The organism is Peribacillus sp. QJM3NY_7 (genome assembly GCF_056173225.1).
Map to the genome: position 1 here is coordinate 2,489,085 of NZ_CM149663.1, position 22,356 is coordinate 2,511,440.

Consider the following 22,356-nt stretch of genomic DNA (forward strand, 5'->3'; position numbering starts at 1 on the left):
AATTTATTAGAGACGATGTTTTAAAGGAAACCTTTATTTTTCCATCTAAAGCTAATGAAGGTAGGATAGATTCGTTCTTCTCCTTTTGGTTAGGCTCTATTAAATCATTAGTGCAGAATAGTTCTTTAAGATTATTATTTATAATCATGCTATTTGTAAGCCGCCATATGCTGAACCCCCGCCATAATTACCACAACCACCGGTACAACTATATCCGTCAATGATCAGGAGTTAAACAAAACGACTATAATGAAAAAATCTTTACCAAATCAATTAAAGCTGACTGAAAGTTTCTAGTAATAAATATCTGGATTTTGTTGAAAAATGTCGTAATTTGCGAATATCATTATCGTCATTTCTGAGATATTATAATAATGAATGTACTTTAATACATTGAAGTAATAATGCATTCTTTATATCGGGGCTCAATTAAGTGAGTGGAGGAAAAAAATGAGTGTAATCATCGAGAAAAAACAAATGGAAAACTATACTCATATGGAAGATGTAATGTTGGTAGGGAAAATCCATAATGGTGATGAGGATGCACTGGACTTTTTAATTAATAAATACAGATGTGTCGTTCAATCCAATGCATTGAAGTATTTTTTAACGGGTGGAGATAAGGAAGACGTCTTTCAGGAAGGGATGATTGGGCTATATAAGGCCATTCGAGACTACAAAAATTGCAAAAAGGCGTCTTTCAGATCATTTGCGGAACTGTGCATTACAAGACAAATCATATCGGCGGTTAAAGCGGCGATTCGCCAAAAGCATTCTCCCTTAAATAATTATGTTTCATTGTATATGCCCATCCATCAAGGGGAGTCGGAACAGGGGCTAATTGATCTTATCCCTGAACAGAGACAAAGTGACCCAGTCACGATCTTAATAAAATCAGAAGAAATTTGTGATATTGAGCTAATTTTAACCGAAGTCCTTAGTGAGTTGGAAAGCAGTGTTGTGGACTTGTACCTGGAAGGAAAAACTTATTTAGAAATATCAAAGGAACTGAATGTTCAAAAAAAGACGATCGATAATGCACTTCAGCGGGTAAAAAGGAAGCTGGAGCGGCACCTCGAGTCCAGGAGAGTGGAAGAATAATAACAATCATTCTTTAAACTTTCGGTCATTATTGATTTGTAAAATAACATTGAAACAATTAATAGATTAGATAAAAGTACTAATTAGCATTTTCCTGGTAATGGAGCAGTTAGTGCAGTTCTATCCTATGGGAAATAAAATCCCTCTAGGTAACATGCCGATAAAAAATTCTCTGAGTATAACCAAAAAAAGCCCAACTGAAACACATGGGCTTTTTACTATGTTCATTTTTTTAATTCACTCTCTTCAATTGGAGATTATACCTCAATGTTTCATCGTCTGAATATAATTTGTATCCAAGTCCGTCACTGTAATTGAGGAAGACTTTATCCGGAAGATGCTTTTTAGACTCACTTGAAATTAATATGGGGACTCCAGCAATTATGAATCTCTCATCATCTTCGTTCTTATTATCAATTTTCAATTCATGTTCCACATAAATTGAACAGCTCCCAACATAAATGGCTTCGATACGAACCCCTTCATTCTCTTTATAATTCATTTTTAATAGTTGTTCAATCGCTGCTTCTTTAATCTCAATATCCATGAAACCCGCTCCCATATTATTTTTTATCTATACAATCCTCTATTCATTCTTATACCCAATTGTTTGTAAGTTAATGTGCATAAGAATGTTTATTAAGGATAAAAAAGCCGATATTCCCGGTCATCAGGCATATGTGGTTTAAAAAAATCACAAATAAGTTCAAACACCATGTGTCTGTAACTCCATCTTTGGAATAGCTTTCTTTGCAATGATCATCCTATCGGCTTTGTTTTCATGGGCCACTTTTTGTTTAATTCAGTTATAAAAGTCTTTACATTTTTTTTATCTTTCATAATGGGGGAATAGACGTAAGAAAGTGTCCTGTTAAAGGATTCATCTTTTACCTGAATGATAGAAAGGATTTTATTTTGTACATCCCTTTCGATGACACTTCGGGAAAGCAGGGCCAGCCCTGAGCCGTTTTTTATAAGTGTTTCTTTAATTCCTTGATTGCTGCTTATCGTGAGTATCGATTTAATTTTCAAACCATTTGAACGTATGACATGGTTAAGGTATTCTCGTGTACCAGATCCAACTTCCCTCGTTACCCATGCTTGGTCATGTAAATCAGTAATCTCCACATCGTCTTTATTAGCAAGTTCATGATTGTTAGAAGACACAATGAATAGCTCATCTTGCATGAATGGGTGAACAGAAAGTTCTTTTTCATTAGTTTGACCTTCGATTAAACCAATATCCACTTTGTATAGCCGAACGGCTTGAACGATTTCTTCCGTGTTCCCAATTATCACTTGAAGTTCAAGTTCAGGATATTCCTCTTGAAGGTCGATGAGTAAAGAAGGAAGGATATACTCTCCTATTGTAAAACTCGCACCTATCTTTAATTCGCCCTTGATGGACCTATCGTGTTCCTGGATGTCTTGTCTGGTCTGTTCATAGATTGTGATCATTTGCTTCGCCCGGTCGTAAAGAATTTCTCCCGTTAAGGTGACTTTCAAAAACTTGGGAGAACGGAGGAATAATTTGGTTTGGAACTCTTCTTCTAATTTTTTAATATGCAAACTGACACTTGGTTGCGACATAAGAAGAATTTCTGCTGTTTTTGTAAAGTTCTTGACTTCCACAAGGGTCACAAATGTTTTTAGAGCATCATAGTACATAGAAATTTCTCCTTATTATTAATATTCTTAATAGTTATAATAAATTATATATATTTTACTAATGATCTACCTTCCAGTAAAGTTTTAATGAGAAACTTATTTTAGGAAGAGTATAGGCTGGGAAAGCTATTGTCCTTTGTTGCGTGCTATGAACCTATATAACTGTATATTTCATTTTTTTTGCAGTTAAAACCGACTTGGTCTATAGGAGTAAACGAGTTAATTAATTTATGGATCGAAATAAAATATTTAAACCCACTCGTTATACATAATAATCAACTAAGATAAGTTAATATCCCTTTGTGAGGTGGAAATCGTGCAACTTCAGGTAAGTAACAGTCCCTTTAATCAAGAGCAAGCAGAGCTTCTTAACAGCCTGCTGCCAAGCTTGACCGAAACACAAAAAATTTGGTTGAGCGGTTATCTGACTGCATCTTTGTCAGTTTCGAACACAAGTTCAGCCGACGCCCCGGTATTGGAAGCTCAAAGCGGCGGGAAGACAATATCAAAAGAAGTGACCATCCTGTATGGTTCACAGACGGGCAATGCTCAAGGGCTGGCAGAAAATGCGGCGAGTAAGCTTGAGGGTAATGGCTTTCAGGTTACCATTTCATCCATGAGTGACTTTAAAGTCAACAATTTGAAAAAAATCGAAAATCTTCTGATTGCCGTTAGCACGCATGGAGAAGGTGATCCTCCGGATAATACATTGTCTTTCCATGAGTATCTTCATGGCAGGAGGGCACCAAGCCTTGAGGGTCTCCGCTATTCGGTATTGGCGCTTGGGGACAGCTCATATGAGTTTTTCTGTGAAACGGGAAAACAATTCGATAAACGCTTGGAGGAACTTGGGGGGACACGGTTATTTCCGCGAGTGGACTGTGACCTTGATTATGATGAGCCTGCTTCGGAATGGCTGGAAGGAGTCATTTCCAGTTTAAGTGAAGGGCAAGTCAGTTCTGCTGCTGCAGTTCCCGAAGCAAAAGCTTCTGTAGATGAACAAAATTCTTATTCGAGAACAAATCCGTTTAAAGCGGAAGTGTTGGAAAACATAAATTTGAACGGACGTGGCTCCAATAAAGAAACTCATCACCTTGAGTTATCTCTTGAGGGCTCAGGCCTTACATTCGAGCCTGGTGACAGCCTTGGCATTTATCCGAAAAACGATTCGGATTTAGTGGATATGCTTATTATGGAACTGGATTGGGATCCTGAAGAAACCGTGAAGGTCAATAAGCAGGGGGAACTTCGTCAGCTTAGGGAATCGCTCATCTCCGACTTTGAAATAACGGTATTGACCAAATCGCTCATTGAACAAGCGGCACAGCTTTCTGGTAATGAGGATTTAAAGGAGCTTTTAAAGCCTGGTAATGAAGAAAGGTTAAAAGAATATCGAGAAGGCCGTGATTTGCTTGATTTTGTCCGTGATTTTGGTTCATGGGGTGATTCGGCGCAAGAGTTTGTATCGATACTTCGGAAAATGCCAGCCCGTCTGTATTCGATTGCGAGTAGTTTGTCCGCCTATCAGGATGAAGTGCATTTGACAATCGGAGCTGTCAGGTATGAAAGTCATGGTCGGGAAAGAAAAGGGGTCTGCTCGATTTTATGTGCGGACAGATTACAGCCAGGGGACTTGCTGCCCATTTACATTCAGCATAACCAGAACTTTAAGCAGCCAAAGAACCCAGATACGCCAATTATCATGGTTGGACCGGGAACGGGCATTGCCCCGTTTAGATCCTTTATCCAGGATCGCGAAGAATCGGAAGCGAAAGGGAAAACGTGGCTCTTTTTCGGAGATCAGCATTTCGTGACGGATTTCCTTTATCAAACTGAATGGCAAAAGTGGTTGAAAACAGGTGTACTTACGAAAATGGATGTGGCCTTTTCCCGCGATACGGATGAAAAAGTGTATGTTCAAGACCGGATGCGCGAGCAAAGCGGGGAATTATACGAATGGCTTCAAAAAGGAGCAACTGTATACATTTGCGGTGACGAAAAAAACATGGCACATGATGTCCATAATACGCTTATTGAGATCATTGAAAAAGAAGGCAATATGAGCCATGCTGATGCGCAAGCTTATCTAGAAGATATGCAACAGAATAAACGCTATCAACGTGATGTGTATTGAAATTTAGAAGAAAAGGAGATTACAACATGGTGAACCCACTATTGAAAGCACCAGCAGGCCCGCCAAGTGATGTTGAGCAAATTAAAGAAAGAAGCGATTATTTGCGAGGTACACTTGGAAAAGTGATGCAGGATCGGATTAGCGCCGGTATTCCGGATGATGACAATCGACTGATGAAACATCACGGCAGCTATTTGCAGGACGATCGGGATCTGCGTAATGAGCGTCAAAAACAAAAACTGGAGCCTGCCTATCAATTTATGTTGCGTGTTCGCATGGCCGGCGGGGTTGCACAGCCTTCTCAATGGCTTGTTATGGATGACCTTGCCCAGAAATACGGTAACGGAACCTTGAAATTGACAACAAGGCAGACGTTTCAAATGCATGGTATTTTAAAATGGAATATGAAAAAAACCATTCAGGAAATCCATGCTTCCATGTTGGATACAATCGCTGCATGCGGAGATGTAAACCGAAACGTAATGTGCAATTCGATTCCATTTCAATCCGAAATCCATTCCGAAGTATATGAATGGTCGAAAAAATTGAGTGATTATCTATTGCCGCGTACAAGGGCGTACCATGAAATCTGGCTGGATGAAGAAAAAGTTGTCGCTACTCCGGAATTGGAGGAAGTCGAACCAATGTACGGAAAGCTTTATTTGCCAAGGAAGTTTAAAATAGGCATTGCCGTACCGCCATCCAATGACATTGATGTCTACTCCCAAGATCTTGGCTTCATAGCAATTGTTGAAAATGGAAAACTTGTTGGTTTTAATGTGGCGATCGGCGGCGGTATGGGTATGACCCACGGTGACAAGGCGACATATCCTCAACTAGCCAAGGTAATCGGCTTTTGCCAGCCAGACAAAATACTGGATGTGGCTGAAAAAATCATTACGATTCAGCGTGATTACGGAAACCGATCCGTACGGAAAAATGCCCGGTTCAAGTATACGGTTGACAGGCTTGGGCTCGAACCGGTAAAAGCTGAACTGGAAAATCGTCTAGGATGGAAGCTAGAGGAAGCGAGAACTTACCATTTTGATAATAATGGCGACCGCTATGGATGGGTAAAAGGCATGCAGGGTAAATGGCATTTTACACTATTTGTCGAGGGTGGCCGAATTGCCGATATCAATGATTACAAGCTGATGACCGGATTGCGCGAAATCGCAAAGGTCCATACGGGTGATTTCCGATTGACTGCCAATCAAAACCTGATCATTGCAGATGTGTCAAGCCAGGAAAAGAAAAAAATCATAGAATTGCTTGAAACATACGGTTTGACGGATGGTGCACATCATTCGGCGCTCAGGCGCAGCTCGATTGCATGCGTGGCGCTTCCGACATGCGGGTTGGCAATGGCCGAAGCGGAGCGTTATTTGCCGGTTCTGATTGATAAAATCGAGGCCATCGTTGATGAAAACGGCCTGAGGAATGAAGAAATCACGATACGCATGACTGGTTGTCCGAACGGCTGTGCCCGGCATGCACTCGGTGAAATTGGTTTTATCGGTAAGGCACCTGGAAAATATAATATGTATCTCGGTGCTGCATTCGACGGAAGCCGATTAAGTAAAATGTACCGTGAAAACATCGGTGAAGAAGAAATATTAAGAGAGTTGCGTGTACTTCTTTCCCGTTATGCAAAAGAACGTCAGCAAGGAGAGCATTTCGGCGACTTCGTCATCAATGCAGGGATTGTTAAAGAAGTGACGGATGGAACGAATTTTCATGATTGATTAAAACAAATGAGAGACAGGAATGACTTCCTGTCTCTTTTTGCAGACAAAAGGGGTTCTATCTGTATTTTAAAACAAAGTTGATGGAACGGAAGGTACGAGACTCTTGCGGGAAAAGCGAGTGCCCTACGTTCCAATCAACGTTCGAATTGTACAGTCTGTGAGACAGGAATAATTTCCTGTCTCTTTTGGTATTCAAAGGCTTTCCAGAGTGGCTGGAACATCGATATGTTGAATCATTACCATACTCATCTATCGTCTATTTATTTGCCATGCTGTTATTTTTATAGGCTACTTCTGCTTCAATCTCAATGAGATAATCCGGCGAAACCAGACTTTGCACCCCTACAGTGGAACGGGCTGTTTTCACTGGATTTTCCTTTGTATTAAAGAAAAGAGCGTAAGCATCGAACCAACCTTGATAGTCTGGTGTATTTCCCTTGTTTGGATCTGGCGCGACATACACACGCAGATAGGTTACATCAGTGAGGGAAAGTCCTTTTGTTTTCAAATCTGCTTTTAATTTCTCTAAGATTCCGATTGCCTGCTTTTCTGTATTGCCATATCTCTCATAAGTGGTTTTTCCATCCTTGTTTAAAAGAGGTGCAACTGTTCCGCTAAACAATAACCGGTTATAACTTTGAGGCACAGCAACTGAACTGGAAATCGCAGAAGTTGGGGACCCAAAGAAGGTCACTTTATCCGATTTCAATTCATCTTGTTCGTTACCTGCGGAAGCAAACGAGTATCCTGTGATTAAACATATACTTAATACTGAGGCAGCGGTGATCGATTTCATAGGTGTATTCATATAGTCAGCTCCTGTTATTAATGTAACGACGATAGGTAGATAATCAGATTCATTTATCCGGCTAACCACAATTTTTGCTGTTTCAAAAGCATCTGCCAGCCATACAGTTAAATAATTGAGCTGTTCACCAGCAATTTAATATGAATGTAGTTTTTCCGATCTGATGAAGATTTCTAAATGGCATATCGACAATTCATCATTCTGAGACTCCGGTTTGGATGATGTTAACTTTGGTTTCTATATTAATGTCCATTGTCGGATAAATCTTTTTCCAATGTTCATAGGTCAATTTTTTATTTTTGGCATGATATTTTTCCTTAAGGCCAATCGGATCAAGGGATTTTTTCTGGAAACCTTTCATAAGACGGTTTGCTTGCTTCGTTAAATCTGCTTCCATTTCCTTTTCAATTTTTTTTATCATCTTTCTATTGGTTAGGTTTTCACTTCGCATGGATTCCTTGATTTGCCCTTTAATTTTGATCTTGATCGTGATCGAGGGATTTCTCTCTGTGCTGGATACCTCATAACTTGAACCGCTTCGGATACTTTCCACCACGATTTCGCTTTCTTGCTTGTCTTTTAATTTGAACTTGTATATTCCCTTCCTATGATGTTGAACTAATGTCTTGAAAATGAACATATCATCCGTGGGGACTTTCGTGACCATCTTATTTTCATGAAATAGGGCGGCTCCAGAAACCGTAACCTCATTATTGATTAATTTAAATAAAGGAAGATACGAATCGCCGCCATCTTCTAGAGAGTTTCTTAAAAAAAGATGGAGGTTAGTATCCGGTCCATTACCTGTTTTAATTTGTTGATTGATCAAACCTGATAAAAAAATTCCAATATTCACATTTTTATTTGGTGGTTTCGAATTTATGACATTCTTGACCTTTCCTTCAACGACGGCCAAAATGACCCTGTTTCCAAGTTGAGGCTCACGGTAGAGATAATCGGTCAGTTCTGTCATTCCGATTTCCCGAACCATTTTTTCACTGAATAAAATGATGCGTGTCTGTCCAAGAAATACCGGCTTATCCGCTTTTTTGGAAACGACAGCCTGGACATCACTTGTTGTCGTTGATGTTCCGCTTAATATTTGATATTCACCCATCATGTCCTGCTGGAAGATAGGGATAATGAACATTCCTTCGACAATATCATTCTTCAGTATATCGTAGCCAATGGCCTGAGACATATTGACTTCATCCACCACTCTTGGCTGGGCACAGCTGCAAAGGAGGGGCAAAGCCAAGATAACAAGAAATAATTTTCTCATATACGTTTCCTCATTTTCTTTATATAGATGATGACCAAAAGAAGAGGCAAGTATAAAGCAATAAATAGTACGCCGTATGGATCGATTATTTTATTCAATATATAGAGGGAATCGATATCAAAAACAAATATATTGGTAAGCAGGATAATAATCGACATCCCCCATAATGGATACTTTTGCTGAACATTGAACAAGCGCTTGAAACCTCGGCTTGCTGACCACAAGGCGATGGCCATGTTAGAGATAATAATGATGGCCCACCAAGAAACATTTATATATTCAAATCGCTGGATAAAGGGCAATTCGATAATGCTGGTCATTGACAATGTTGGCCATATAGTCAGTTCCAACTGTTTTTGTGAATAAAAAACAAGTGAAACCAAATAAACGAATACAGTTATTAAAGTTGTCGTTAAGGCCCCCCAATGGGCATATTTTTGTGAAGATTTGGCATTTTTGATGAACGGAAAATATATCACGATCATTTCAAAACCAAGCAGCGTCAATGAAGTACTTCTGGTTCCTTTCAATATGTCCAATAGAGTGTGATGGAAAGCAGGAAGCAAATTGGTGAATTCAGAGTATTCCATGGCATAGATTAGGACAAATAAAAGCCAGAAAGTCAAAAGGACGCTTAAAAAGGCAATACCCGTAATTGTTCGAAATCCTCCCGTATGAATATAATAAATCAAAACCATGAAGACCACTGAAAAAGCCCAAGATGGTACCTCTTCAAACATCCATACATGTATGACATTTATATAGCTAATCATGACTGTCATACCAAGGAAAAAAAAGTAAAGAATGAATAATAGGCTGAAGAAATTCCCTATCCATTTCCCGAATGCTTGATTATTTACAGAAATGATATCACCAGGAACGATACTGAAGATTTTATATATGATCCAAATAAATATATGGACGATCAGGCCCGCTAGGAGTATTGAAATCCAGCCATCCGTTCCCGTTGACTTCGCTAAAACTCTTTGAAAACTCAAAACGCCTACTCCTGTTTGCATGGAATGCACTAAAAAAAACACATAGAACGGTGATACTTTATACTTATCATTAACTCCAGCTTGGTTCATATGGGACCCTCATTTAGATCATTCATTAAAATCATTTTTTTTGATTCTTGCTTTTTTGGGCTGTGGCTGTCGGGCTATATCATCTGGACGTAAATTTACAGGCCGCGATTTGAAAAGATTGAAAGGAAGCCGAACAAAGCTGTCTTTCCAATCTTGCATGCGAAATGGGTATATCGGTTCGAGGTACGGGTGTCCCATAGAAGTTAATTTGATAAGGTGGGTCATCAAAAACACGGCTGCTATGGTAATGCCCAGCAGCCCCCAAATTTGGGCCCCGATTAAGAAGGGGAACCGCAGCAGCCGTATGGCATTACCCATTTTATAAATGGGAGTAACAAATGATGCCAATGCCGAGAGGGCAACGATGATCAATAAGATATTACTGGTCAAACCAGCAACAACGGCTGCTTGACCGATAACGATACCGCCGACGATACCTAATGTCTGGCCTACCTTTGTTGGCAGCCTGGCAGCCGCTTCCCGTAATAACTCTATGGAGATCTCCAAGAATAATGCTTCAATCAAAGGCTGAAAAGGTATTAAGTTCCTTGAGGTAACAATTGTTTCCAAAAGATCTTTAGGAATCAGCTCATAATGATAGGTCAGCACGGCTACATAAATGGGAGTGGCAAATATCGAAAAAGCGACCGCAAATATCCTTAATAAACGGAAAGCAGAAGCCGGAACCCAAGGCATATTATAATCTTCCATGGTGATGAAGTATTCCAAAAAAATGGTTGGAGTAATAAGTGCAGAGGACGACCTATCGATTAACAAGGCTACCTTGCCTTCAGCCAATGCACTTGCGATGCGATCAGGCCTTTCCGTATTTAGAAAAAGGGGAAACAAGGTATTTGAATTATCATATAGCATTTGCGCGAGATAGGACCCGTCCAATATTTCATCAAACTCTACGTCATCGATCCTTTGTATAACATTATCAACATTTTCCTGATCAACGATCCCTTCTATCGATAAAACGGCCACTTTCGTTTTAGACAATGATCCCACAGTCATTTCACTTACTTGCAATCCAGGGACAGGAAGCCTTTTTCTGACTAAATTCAGATTGATATCAAGATCCTCGACAAATGCTTCTTGAGCACTTATGATGCCAAATTCAAGTTCAGGTTTCTCAACTTGTCTCCCCCGTTGGGCCGCAACATTGATTAATAGGCATTCATCAAGATTTCCATCTAAACGAAGTGCAATTTCGCCTCTCATGATCCTGTCTTCAATTACAACCTTGGTACTGGTGATAAGTGTATTCTCAATAGGAACGTTTTCTTTTATTTGCTCCAAATTTATCGTTTCCAGAGTCGGTATGACAGAAAGAACACTTTCATGAAGTACCTGTGCATCGATCAACGAGCGATAAAAAGAGACCCAATAGCCTATGCCATTATATGTTCCTTGATGGTTAATGAAATCATTGGATGAAGATAGGGTATTGAATAGGTCCCTTACTTCCGAAACGTTATTTAATTCTTCATTTTTTTCGTTTGGTTGATTTGGCTTTTTTTTGAACGTTCTGCGGTTAAACAATGTTGTCACCTCTGCATTAAAGCTTATAATCCTAGCATTTGCAATTTAATTACAAATTAACCATTTTGGATGCTAATGTCGCTCGCTTCAGAAAGGAAATTCATTAAATAAATTGGTGTAAAATCTGCCTTCATATCCTGTTCGCATAAAAAAAATGTAAATGGAGGAAACTGAAAAAATAAAAACCTATTTAACCAAAGGAGTTCACCATGAAAAGTAAACCCTTGCATATTAAATTGGATCAAAAGCAGGAAGAATTGAAATCTGAATTGGATATGCAGGATGATGTAGTATTTAAACAGATATTCATTCCCGGTTATGAAGTTTCGGGATTATTCGTATTTGTCAATGGAACGATGGATTATCCTGCATTCAATGAGATAGTCTTGGATCTATCGGCTGCCCAGGTAGAAACCAGGCATCCGGTTTCTATCGAACAGCTGGTCATTTCCAAAATCTGTTCAGTCAGGGAACAGGATGATGTTGAAACATATGAAACAGCCAAAGAGCATATTTTTGACGGAAAAACGCTTTTATTTATAGATGGCATAGTAAATGGTTATGTCTTGAATCTGGAAAAGGAAAAAAAACGTACACTGGGTGAACCTTCGACAGAGAGGGTTGTCCGGGGGCCGAAGCTTGGTTTTATCGAAAGTCTTCAGGAAAATATCGGCTTGATAAGGCAATATTCAAACCATCCCAGCCTTATCGTCCAACAACAGAAGTTCGGGACGATGGAAAAGCGGGAAGTTGCTTTGATTTATTATGAAGGAAAAGCGAGCGATTCACTGCTGAATGAAGTGAATAAACGGATAAATGAAGTGAAAGCTACTGATCTCCAAGACTCAGGGATGCTCGAGGAATTAATTGAAGATACAGCACTAACCCCTTTCCCACAGATCCAAAATACGGAGCGTCCAGATAAAGTATTGGCTGCATTGCAGGAGGGAAGGGTGGTCATCATGGTTGACGGATCGCCATTTGCTTTGATGGCACCAACGACGATCACGATGTTGCTGCAGTCACCGGATGATTATTATGAAAGGTGGGTAGCGGGTTCTTTTCTACGTGTACTTCGCTATTTATCTTTATTTGTTACCGTATTTCTTTCAGGGATTTATATCTCCTTGGTTTCGTTCAACCCTGGATTGCTCCCGTCAGAACTGGCGATGACGATCGCGGGTACAAGGGAGAACGTGCCATTTCCGCCGTTTGTTGAAGCCATCATCATGGAAGTAACGATTGAACTGCTTCGCGAAGCAGGGATTCGGCTCCCATCGCCCATTGGTCAAACGGTTGGATTGGTTGGCGGGGTCATTATTGGCCAAGCAGCAGTTCAAGCCAATCTTGTAAGTTCCCTGATGGTCATTATCGTTTCGATCACGACGATTACCTCTTTTACGGTCCCGCAATATAGCTTTGGACTGGCGTTCAGGGCATTAAGGTTCGGGGCGATGATTTTTGCCGCCGTTTTAGGTTTATACGGAACCACATTATTCTTTATTATCGTTATCAGCCATTTGTCAAAATTGACGAGCTTCCAAGAACCTTATTTTCAACCAATGGACTTTATCGGTAAAAAGACCTGGAAGGATGCGTTCCTGCGGTTACCGAAGCGGAAAAAAGGGGGGGATTCTTTTGAGCCAGTCCGACGGCAAAATTCTTAGTGGCGAATTGGCTGCAATCATTTCCTGCAGCATGTTAGGAATTGGAATGCTGACCCTTCCAAGAACGTTAACGGAAAAAATCAATTCGACCGATGGATGGATCGTCTTGATTTTTAATGGGATCGCTATTGCCCTTTTGATATGTTTATTGGTTGTTCTGTTAAAAAAACATAAGGTCGCTGACTATTACACATACATGGAGGAGGCCTATGGAAAGTGGCTCTCCAAACTTATCGGGTTGGTCGTGGTGGTATACTTTATAGGCGTGGCCAGCTTTGAAGTTCTTGCGATGAGTGAAATGGTCTGTTTTTATTTGTTGGAGGAAACCCCGGTTGAGATTGTGATACTTACCATGATTTTAGCGAGTGTGCATCTTTTGACAGGCAAAATAAAAGCCATAGCAAAGGCTTGTGTCTTCTTTCTTCCTTTGACAATCGTCATCGTCTTGCTCATTTATTTGTTCAGTCTCAGGGTAGTCGAGATAAAAAACCTGCAGCCTGTTCTTGCGAAAGGATTTCTCCCCGTCATGAAAGGGATGGGCTCCGGAACTTTGTCTTTTTTTGGAATTGAACTTTTCATCTTTTTGTTTGGTGTCGTTAAAAATCAAAACAAGGTAAAAAGTGGCGTTTTAATCGGTTTTTTCATACCGCTGATTTTATATGTGATTACATATGTATTGGTAGTGGCTACACTGACTGTCCCGGAAGTCAAAGCAGTTACTTGGCCAACCATTTCTTTTATTCAGTCCTATGAAGTAACAGGGATATTTTTAGAGCGTATGGAGCTATTTCTCTTAATCACCTGGATTCTTCAGTTTTTTTTAACACATGCGATTTACTATTACTTCGCAGCAGAAGGACTGACGAAAATTTTTAACAATTCATATACAACGAACCTCATTGTTTTGGTTCCTGTCGTTTTTTTTCTGGCCAAAATTCCTAAAAATACAATCGACTTGTTTAAAATGAGCGATTTGCTGGGATATATATTTCCCTTTGTATTATTTGGATTGCCCATTATTACATACGCAATCGTTCAAGTGAAAAGGAGTAGAAGAAGCGTATGAAAAGATTATGGTTGTTCTTGCTTATTCCTTTACTTGCTGGCTGTTGGGACAGTCAAAATATTGAAAAATTATCCCTTGTGGTGGGGGTGGGAATCGATAAAAGCAAAAAGAAAGACGAAATCATGTTAACTCAGCAAATTCTGGTTCCTCCAGGAAATAGTGTTCAGGAAAATCAGGCCCAACTAAAATATAAGAATGTTACGGTCAGTGCCAAAACGCTGCATGAAGCAATAAGGGATTCTTTACTCATAACCAATACGGTATTAACCAATCACCAGCGTGTCATCCTCATTAATGAAGATGTATTAAGGAAATTCCCGATGGAAGCGATCATTAATCAGTCGATACGCGATAACAATACAAGGAGAAGCTGTCATGTTTATTTAACGAAGAGACCGACGAAGGAAATTTTGGGACGATCCGAAGAAGGGGATATCCCTTCTAATGTAATCTATGAATTGAAAGATAATGAGCACAGAACGAATAAAATACTTCCGCCTTTAACACTGGGCAAAGCATCCTCAAATTTGCAGTCAGATGGAAGCTTTGCCATTCAGGCCGTTGATATTAGGGGTGGGAAATTAATTTTGGAGGGTGCAGGGGTGATCAACAATTCAAAGTTGGTCGGGGTCATGAATGATGAAGATATTGCTGCATTAAATTGGTTGAACGGAGAAGTAAAGGGCGGAATAATTGAAGCGGTCCAACACGGTAAGCCTTTAAGTGTCGAAGTGATCAATAGGAAAAGGAGGAAAATCACCACGGAATTGAACGGTGATCATTTGACGATCAATATAAAGGTCGGGTACACAGCAAGACTTTCGGAAGATTGGTATGGTAAGGAAAACTCATTTAAGGAAGGCTATTTAAAAGATGTTGAGCGTGTTGCCGAGGATGAAGTGAAAAAGGATGTCAAGAAAATCGTATACAAATTACAGCATGATTATAAAACAGGGGTAGCGGGATTGTATCGTTATGTGGAAAATCAGCATCCGAAGTTTTGGGAGAAAAATAAGCGGAAATGGGACGAAGTTTTCAGTAAAGCTGATATAAATTATGAAGTGGACATAAGGATCGTAGACTTTGGTTCAAAAGGGGGGATAAAGTGAATGGGCATAAGAATGAAAACCTTCCAAATGGAAGGTTTTTTGTTAATGCTGTTAATAAGTATATAGCCAAAGAAAAGGTCCATTCAAGGCCCACTGAACGTTCTAGGCAGATTCGTCACTTCATGTGCAACCCTGATTCCGGATTGAATGGCTCCTTCAATCCAGGCAGGTACGGTTGATGTATGCTCCCCAGCGAAGTGGACCCTTCCTTCAGGAGTTGGGATGTATGGAAACAAGTCGGTTTCCTGACCAGGTTTAAACATGGAAAAAGCGCCGTAGGAATACTGATTCAGTGTCCAGCTATAAGAAGCTCCTGATAAAAAATGATCATATACTTGTTGTCCATGGATCACTGCCAAATTTTTCAATGCGTGTTGTATGCGATCTTTTTCCGGTAGGATATCCCATAAAGTGGCGTCATCTTCCCATGTATAACTTGCTAAGATGAGACCGGATTCACTCTGGTTGCTCGTTTGGCTGGGGTAATAAGAAAATCTAATAGGTAAATCTGTCGTCAATTTACCGCCGAAGATTCCTTCCTTTTCCCAAAACCTATGAGTGAATTGAAGTCCAATTTTTGTGGAAGCAGCATAATGGAGTTCCCTTATTGCCTTCCATTTATTATGGGAAAAGGAATTCCGTGGTTCAATATCTATAAATTGCAGCAATTGAAGAGGGATAGTCACGATGGCAAGATCACCGGTAACCGTTAAGGGGTTTTGACTTTGAGTATGTTTGGAATGGATGGTGACTTGATTATCATGTTGGATGATCTTTGTCACTTCATATCTGAAGATTAAATTATCCTTCAATTCCGGTAGAAAGGCATAAGGAAGCCGGTCGTTTCCTCCTTCGATTGAAAAAAATTTCACGTCTGGATTAAAGAGCGGCATAAGCTCCCGAAGTATGGACGGAAAAGAAAGTTCCGGGAATCCTTCTAAACCCATCAGGACTTTGATGCTTTCAATCGCCCCTGTTGATAGACTGATTCCGACTGGATTGTACTGCAAAAAGAAGCTCATGGAGTATTTATCAAACTCTTTAATGACTATTTCCCAATTTCTACGCGGATTTTGAATGATGAAGTCAGTCACAGGCTTGATTGCCATGCTAAGTAATTCTTCAGCTGTTTTACCTCTTTCATGGGGAGCTACAGGGTACCTCAGTATATCAGGGTTCTGCTGATATATGGCAGCGGTCGTCTTGATTCCATTGGCATAAATGGGATCATTAGGAGTCGCATTCACAAAAGTGTTGACTCGTAGACCATACTTCTTGATGTATTCAGCGACTAAGTAATGGTAATTAGGAATGCGCATGGCACCGGCATCAAGGTAGGAACCTTCTAAAAATGGCTCCCGTATCGTCAAAACACGCCCTCCGACTCTCCCGGTTGCTTCCAATATCGTAACATCGTGCCCCGCTTGTTTTAAAAGGGATGCTGCAACCAATCCAGACATGCCGGCACCAATGATAATGATTTTTTTGGGGATTTGGGTAGGCCCCAGGCCATTTTTGATCACAGCCAGCATTTGATCGGGTGACAGCGGATTATTTACAAAGGACAAAGTGTTTTTCTCCTCTCTTGTTACACTATCCTAAATGGGATTTACGCTATCATATTCTTATGGGTTCAACATTTATGAAGGATTCTCAATAATTTGTCATCTAAATGCTTATTAACAAATTTTTAGTGCATTGGTGAATTCCACGTAATATATATACCAAAAATAATCTCGATAGAATATATTCTAAACAATCATCCAAAAACATCATTAAGTGAATACCGAGCTTCTGCAAAACCTATGAAAAATTAGTTTGTGGAATATTATTAAATATTTTCCTTTACAGAGGAGATACTACCAAGAGACAAAGGGTGGAAAGGAAGACAGTATGGATCATATACAAATGGCCCGCGCAATGTTCGGGACGAATATGGCTGTACATATCATATTTGCAACGATTGGCGTCGGGTTGCCGATGATGATGTTGGCAGCGGAATTGATGTATCAAAGGACAAAGGATTTACAGTATGTCGTCATGGCTAAACGCTGGACCAAAACATTAGGGGTTTTACTTGGGGTCGGGATTCCGACTGGTACGATTGCGGGTGTGCAGCTGTCATTATTATGGCCTGGGTTCATGGAAGTGATAGGACGTGTCATGGCGCTTCCATTCCAAATCGAGATTTATGCATTCATGGTTGAAGCGCTGTTTATGTCAATCTATGTGTATGCTGCTGAAAAAATCAAGCCATGGGCCAGAATCGTGAGTTTATTCTTTGTTGCATTCGGAGCATTGGCTTCGGCTGTTTTGATTTCGAATGTCCATGCTTTTGAAGGGACACCTGCTGGGTTCCGGTTTGAAAATGGGGAAATCGTCGATGTCGATCCTTGGGCGGCATTTTTTAACCCAAGTTTCTTGGTGACGGCAGGTCATACGGCCCTGACTGCTTATACTACAGGCGCTTTTGTCGTGGCGTCCGTCGCAGCCTATAAGATGCTGAAAAATAAATATGGCACTGCTGAATTTAATTTTCACCAAAAAGCACTGAGGCTCAGTATTGTCTTGGGCTTGGTTTTTTCGTTTTTGACGGCATTGAACGGTCATGCGACTACGCAGCATTTATATAGGGAACAGCCGGAAAAACTGGCAGCGGCAGAAGGGTTGTTTGAAACACAGGACCATGCCGGACTTACCTTGTTCGGTTATACCGATAGGGAAGCTCAGGAAGTGAAGTATGGGATTGAATTTCCATGGTTATTAAGTTTTCTATCTGGTAATAGCTTTGATACGGTTGTGACCGGTTTGAATGATTTTCCGGAAGAGTATTGGCCGCCGCTTTATGTCCATATCTTATTCAATGCCATGGTCATGATTGGTTCAGGCTTAATCGCGTTGGCACTGTTTGCATTGGTATGGAATAAATGGCTGAAAAAGGAGACATATCCGAAATGGATTCTTTGGCTGTTTGTTGCATCAGGGCCGCTTTCGGTGATTTCGATAGAATGCGGTTGGATTTTTGCCTGTACCGGCAGACAGCCTTGGACGATATACAGGATGCTGACAACGGAGGATTCAGTCACTTCGTACGAAAACCTTGGATTCTTATTCACGATGTTCATTATTGTATATATCATTTTATGCGTTTCTGTCGTGTTTACACTTTTGTATTATTTCAAACGTCATTCCGTAATGGATGATATATATAAAGCCGAACAGAAAGGTGTAAGACTTTTCGATTCGAATTCATAAAAGGGGGGAAAGTGAATGAGTGATGCTCTTCTTGCAATAACACTGGTCTGGGGCTTTATTTTTCTTTATGCCATCATGGCCTCTATGGATTTTGGCGCGGGCTTCTGGGCAATGACTTACATTAAAAAGGAAGAGACGAATGCTACCAAGATAGCGAATAGCTATTTATCACCAACTTGGGAAGTGACGAATACTTTTGTGGTTGGTCTTGTCATTGCGATTTACAGTTTATTCCCAGGTGCGGTATTCCCGATTGGGGTAGCCTTGATCGTTCCCGCGAGCCTGATATTGGTTCTGCTATGTATTAGGAGTGCTTTCTTGGTTTTCTCGCATAGCGTTGACAAATATGAAAAAGCGTTAACGTATATCTCAGGATTGACGGGATTGATCATACCGGGGCTATTAATCAGCGTATTGCCAATCACTCATCTTGGGTTTGTCGAAGGTGTGAGAGGAAATGAAGAATTGAATTTATCTAAACTTTTCACGAGTCCGAATGAGTATGCATTTGTGGGATTCGGCATTATGAGCACGCTTTTTTTATCTTCTTTGCTCCTGTCCGATTACTCAAAACAGGCCGATGAAATGAAAGCATTTAAAATATATCGCAGGGATGCAATGATAACGGGACCGCTTATGTTGGTCATGGCTCTGCTGGTCATGCTCACGTTAAGAAACGAAGCGAATTGGATATACCAAGGAATGATGAAAAACTCTGCATTGTTATTCATCTCGCTCATTTTTTTCATCATTAGCGGGATAGCACTGTACCTACCCTATTTTTCTAAGCAGGAGGTTAAAGGGATGCCACGCCTCGCTGTCATTGCGATTATCATACAGTATTTAATCGGCAGTTATGTTTATGGTATCGCTCATTTACCTTATATCATCTATCCAAATGTCACGATTCTATCAGGATTTACCGATCCAACCTCATTCCGGGCCGTGTTTGCCACGTATATCGTGGGCTTTGCAATATTAGTCCCAGGGTTCTATTATTTCTGGTCCATCTTCATGAAAGATCAGCGTCGAAAGTTCAAACGGCGACAAATGTCAAATTAGTTCATCTTTGAAAAGAGAGGTTATCACTATGAAAAAGTTAGATCTGCTAAAATATGCGGTTTTAGTCATCTCACTATTTTTGAGCTATCAAGCGGTTGAAGCGCATGATAAAAATTTTCAGGTGGATGGCACATATATTTCAACTAAAAGAGATGTAACAGGTGACCAGAAAATAGACATCATCCAGGTTCAGGGACTGCCTTATGAGGAAGGTAGTAAGTTTCTGAAAAAAATTGAGTTAAGTGTGGAAAGCAATCGCCGTATAATCGACGTCCCGCTTGAAGCTGGGTATAATCCAGATCTAAAGGTTGCCGACTTGAATGATGATGGGGTCCAGGATGTATTGGTTACGGTTTTGATGGAAGGTAGAGAGCGGTTGATATCCAGTTACGCCTATACATTCAAGGATGGAAAAGTGAAGGAGCTTGAAGTACCGCCATCCGTTCCTGTAATGGCACAATTTCTGGACGGATACAAAGCGGAAATCATTATTGAAGGTCAAAAACCTGTGGTGATGGATGTCAGTTCCAGAAAACAAGCTTATGATAAATTGGGCATTTATCAAAATGGAAAACTAAATGAACCGACAGAGCTTTTGGTTGATCCATACTCTTCACTGGATTTCAAGACCGTTTTTGGAAAAGGAAAAGCGCTTATCGGAATCCAAAATGTAAAAGGGTCCGATGAGCGTGACCCGATACTGGAGATCAAATCAGTGTGGAAATATAATAATGGATGGCAGCTTGTAAAAGCCCAAGTTAAACCGGTCAAGGGTAGTAAATGACATGGTATCGACTGCTTCTTAAATAAACTGGATTGACGGCTCTTGGTTTTGAGGGCTGTTTTTTTGTTTAAATTTAAAAATTGACAATTTTTAATTATTTGGTAAAATCTAAATAAATCCAGTTTATACATAATCAAGCTCTTTATTCTGGATAGAATGTAAGCGGATACAAAGGGGGGTGCAGTCTTACGGAGTTAAAAGAAAAAATAATTGAAACATCGTTGACGCTCTTCGATCAGCATGGTTTTCATGGTGTCTCCGTCAACGAAATCGTTAAGGAATGCGGAACTAGCAAAGGTGGTTTTTATCACCATTTCTCTTCCAAAGATGAACTCTTATTTGTCATCCATGATTACTTTATTTCATATGTTTTAATAAAAGCACAGGAAGCCATTTCAGAAAGTACCCATCCAACAGAAAAAATGCAAAAGATCATTCAATCATTTGTTAAAGTTTTTGACCTCTATAAACCACACATCTCAGTTTTCTATCAAGAAAGCATTTACTTAAAACCACCTTATGTTGAAGCAATCAAAAAAAAGCGTCAAACGTATAAAGAAATCATTTTTTCCGTTATCAAAGAAGGTATTGACAAGGGAGTATTCCGCAGCGAATTGCCAGTGGAAATTACCGGAATGTCAATTCTGGGCATGGTGAACTGGTCCTACAAATGGTACAAAAGGGACGGCGGAAAAACGATCGACGAAATCGGTGATATTTACGTGGATTTAATTCTGAATGCCCTATTGATAGATAAACAAAAAGAAGCGGAAATCACCCAGCCATTTTTACTGAAGAACCAAGTTGTTGTGGATTGAACAATCAACTTGACTTGTACAGACCAACTAGTCGGTCTCAATAGAAAGGGGAATGAACATATGGATTTTTCACTTACAAAAGAACAGCAAATGATTAAGGAAATGGTAAGGGAATTTGCTGAAAAGGAAATTAAACCGATTGCGATAGAGTTGGACGCAAAGTCCATGTTTGCGGAGGATGTATTCAAAAAAATGGGGAAACTCGGGTTGCTTGGAATTCCGTTTCCTGAAGAATATGGCGGTTCGGGCGGAGATACGATTTCGTATGCCATTGCCGTTGAAGAGATTGGCAAGGCGTGCGGGGGAACCGGCTTAAGTTATGCCGCAGCCGTTTCGCTCGGGGCAAGTCCAATTTACTATTTTGGAACCGAAGAACAGAAGCAAAAATATCTGGTTCCAATCACGACCGGTGAAACCCTGGCAGCTTTCGGGTTGACAGAGCCTAATGCGGGTTCCGATGCTGGCGGTACGAGAACGACTGCCGTGTTGGATGGTGATGAATATGTGATTAATGGCGAAAAAACATGGATAACAAATGCCAGCTATTCAAGAACGGTTACTGTCACTGCTGTATCGGGAAAAGATTCAAAGGGCAAAAACATCATCTCGGCATTCATCGTGCCAACCGATACCCAAGGGCTGACGATCAATAGCAATTATGAAAAAATGGGAGTCCGGGCTTCCAATACTTGTGAAATCATTCTGGATAATGTTCGGGTGCCAAAGGAAAATTTATTGGGAGATCCGGACAAAGGGTTCAAACAATTCCTATTCACGCTTGATGGAGGACGGATTTCCATTGCAGCTTTGGCCGTCGGTATCGCTCAGGCTGCCTTTGACAGAGCTTTAGCTTTTTCAAAAGAGCGCATCCAATTCGGTAAAACCATATCAAATTTCCAGGCCATTCAATTCAAGCTTGCAGACATGGCGATGGAGATCGAATTGGCGAGGAATATGGTATATAAGGCTGCATGGTTAAAAGACAATAAAAAACCTTTTGCAAAGGAAGCGGCATACGCCAAGCTCTTTGCTAGTGAGACCTCGTTCCGCGCCAGCAATCAAGCGATTCAAATACACGGCGGCTCTGGTTACATGCGTGAATATGAAGTGGAACGCTATTTAAGAGATGCTAAGTTATTGGAAATAGGTGAAGGCACATCCGAAATTCAAAGACTCGTTATCGCCAGGCAATTAGGCTGTTAATCTTTACGGAACGTAAAA

Annotated in this window: 18 protein-coding genes; 11 read left to right on the forward strand and 7 right to left on the reverse strand. The window is 40.4% G+C overall.

Going from position 1 to position 22,356, the window contains the following annotated elements; translation table 11 throughout:
* Positions 1-450 precede the first annotated feature (450 nt).
* Positions 451-1,101 carry an RNA polymerase sporulation sigma factor SigH gene (gene sigH / locus AC0VX1_RS11875; protein ID WP_475471370.1) on the forward strand — a complete coding sequence of 217 codons (651 nt, stop codon included), beginning with the start codon at positions 451-453 and terminating at the stop codon, positions 1,099-1,101.
* A 232-nt stretch (positions 1,102-1,333) separates the two neighbouring features.
* Here sigH and AC0VX1_RS11880 read toward each other — a convergent pair whose 3' ends face one another.
* Both AC0VX1_RS11880 and AC0VX1_RS11885 read right to left on the reverse strand, forming a co-directional pair.
* Positions 1,334-1,648: an iron-sulfur cluster biosynthesis family protein gene (locus AC0VX1_RS11880; protein ID WP_057277762.1), complete on the reverse strand. Its 315-nt coding sequence runs from the start codon at positions 1,646-1,648 to the stop codon at positions 1,334-1,336.
* Between the two features lie 212 nt (positions 1,649-1,860).
* Complete coding sequence (locus AC0VX1_RS11885; protein ID WP_262868825.1) at positions 1,861-2,769, reverse strand: LysR family transcriptional regulator; 909 nt, start codon at positions 2,767-2,769, stop codon at positions 1,861-1,863.
* Positions 2,770-3,085: 316 nt separating this feature from the next.
* Between AC0VX1_RS11885 and AC0VX1_RS11890 the strand changes: the two genes are divergently transcribed.
* Positions 3,086-4,903, forward strand: a complete 1,818-nt coding sequence (locus AC0VX1_RS11890; protein ID WP_475471373.1) for an assimilatory sulfite reductase (NADPH) flavoprotein subunit — start codon at positions 3,086-3,088, stop codon at positions 4,901-4,903.
* A 26-nt stretch (positions 4,904-4,929) separates the two neighbouring features.
* Positions 4,930-6,648, forward strand: a complete 1,719-nt coding sequence (cysI, locus tag AC0VX1_RS11895; RefSeq protein ID WP_413008330.1) for an assimilatory sulfite reductase (NADPH) hemoprotein subunit — start codon at positions 4,930-4,932, stop codon at positions 6,646-6,648.
* Between the two features lie 259 nt (positions 6,649-6,907).
* Here cysI and AC0VX1_RS11900 read toward each other — a convergent pair whose 3' ends face one another.
* From AC0VX1_RS11900 to AC0VX1_RS11915, 4 genes are all read right to left on the reverse strand, one after another.
* Entirely contained in the window at positions 6,908-7,459 is a 552-nt protein-coding gene (locus tag AC0VX1_RS11900) for a RidA family protein (RefSeq protein WP_475471375.1), read from the reverse strand.
* Between the two features lie 196 nt (positions 7,460-7,655).
* On the reverse strand, positions 7,656-8,741 hold the full coding sequence (locus AC0VX1_RS11905; RefSeq protein WP_475471377.1) for a Ger(x)C family spore germination protein: 1,086 nt from the start codon (positions 8,739-8,741) through the stop codon (positions 7,656-7,658).
* Complete coding sequence (locus tag AC0VX1_RS11910; protein WP_475471379.1) at positions 8,738-9,829, reverse strand: GerAB/ArcD/ProY family transporter; 1,092 nt, start codon at positions 9,827-9,829, stop codon at positions 8,738-8,740. Before AC0VX1_RS11910 ends, AC0VX1_RS11905 begins: the two co-directional genes overlap by 4 nt.
* 18 nt (positions 9,830-9,847) lie before the next feature.
* A complete protein-coding gene (locus AC0VX1_RS11915) occupies positions 9,848-11,374 on the reverse strand; it encodes a spore germination protein (protein ID WP_475471381.1) in 1,527 nt (508 codons plus the stop codon).
* A gap of 209 nt (positions 11,375-11,583) precedes the next feature.
* Between AC0VX1_RS11915 and AC0VX1_RS11920 the strand changes: the two genes are divergently transcribed.
* Genes AC0VX1_RS11920 through AC0VX1_RS11930 form a run of 3 tightly spaced genes read left to right on the forward strand, consistent with a single transcriptional unit; the run spans position 11,584 to position 15,216 of the window.
* Complete coding sequence (locus AC0VX1_RS11920; protein WP_413008339.1) at positions 11,584-13,041, forward strand: spore germination protein; 1,458 nt, start codon at positions 11,584-11,586, stop codon at positions 13,039-13,041.
* Positions 13,013-14,107 (forward strand): GerAB/ArcD/ProY family transporter, encoded by a 1,095-nt coding sequence (locus AC0VX1_RS11925; protein ID WP_475471383.1) that lies wholly within the window; start codon positions 13,013-13,015, stop codon positions 14,105-14,107. Before AC0VX1_RS11920 ends, AC0VX1_RS11925 begins: the two co-directional genes overlap by 29 nt.
* On the forward strand, positions 14,104-15,216 hold the full coding sequence (locus tag AC0VX1_RS11930) for a Ger(x)C family spore germination protein (RefSeq protein WP_475471385.1): 1,113 nt from the start codon (positions 14,104-14,106) through the stop codon (positions 15,214-15,216). Before AC0VX1_RS11925 ends, AC0VX1_RS11930 begins: the two co-directional genes overlap by 4 nt.
* Positions 15,217-15,299: 83 nt before the next feature.
* On the opposite strand, the gene AC0VX1_RS11935 is transcribed toward AC0VX1_RS11930, so the two are convergent.
* Positions 15,300-16,748 (reverse strand): flavin monoamine oxidase family protein, encoded by a 1,449-nt coding sequence (locus AC0VX1_RS11935; RefSeq protein ID WP_475471760.1) that lies wholly within the window; start codon positions 16,746-16,748, stop codon positions 15,300-15,302.
* 361 nt (positions 16,749-17,109) lie between these two features.
* On the opposite strand from AC0VX1_RS11935, the gene AC0VX1_RS11940 reads away from it, so the two are divergent.
* The 5 genes from AC0VX1_RS11940 to AC0VX1_RS11960 all read left to right on the forward strand — a co-directional run bounded on the left by AC0VX1_RS11940 (position 17,110) and on the right by AC0VX1_RS11960 (position 22,338).
* A complete protein-coding gene (locus tag AC0VX1_RS11940; RefSeq protein WP_034312238.1) occupies positions 17,110-18,471 on the forward strand; it encodes a cytochrome ubiquinol oxidase subunit I in 1,362 nt (453 codons plus the stop codon).
* 15 nt (positions 18,472-18,486) lie between these two features.
* Entirely contained in the window at positions 18,487-19,533 is a 1,047-nt protein-coding gene (locus tag AC0VX1_RS11945; RefSeq protein WP_413008344.1) for a cytochrome d ubiquinol oxidase subunit II, read from the forward strand.
* Between the two features lie 28 nt (positions 19,534-19,561).
* The gene (locus tag AC0VX1_RS11950) at positions 19,562-20,317 is read left to right on the forward strand and encodes a hypothetical protein (protein ID WP_098184832.1); all 756 of its coding nucleotides are present in this window, start codon (positions 19,562-19,564) and stop codon (positions 20,315-20,317) included.
* A 206-nt stretch (positions 20,318-20,523) separates the two neighbouring features.
* Positions 20,524-21,135 carry a TetR/AcrR family transcriptional regulator gene (locus AC0VX1_RS11955; protein ID WP_413008637.1) on the forward strand — a complete coding sequence of 204 codons (612 nt, stop codon included), beginning with the start codon at positions 20,524-20,526 and terminating at the stop codon, positions 21,133-21,135.
* Between the two features lie 60 nt (positions 21,136-21,195).
* On the forward strand, positions 21,196-22,338 hold the full coding sequence (locus AC0VX1_RS11960; protein ID WP_034312230.1) for an acyl-CoA dehydrogenase: 1,143 nt from the start codon (positions 21,196-21,198) through the stop codon (positions 22,336-22,338).
* The last annotated feature ends 18 nt before the right edge of the window (positions 22,339-22,356 follow it).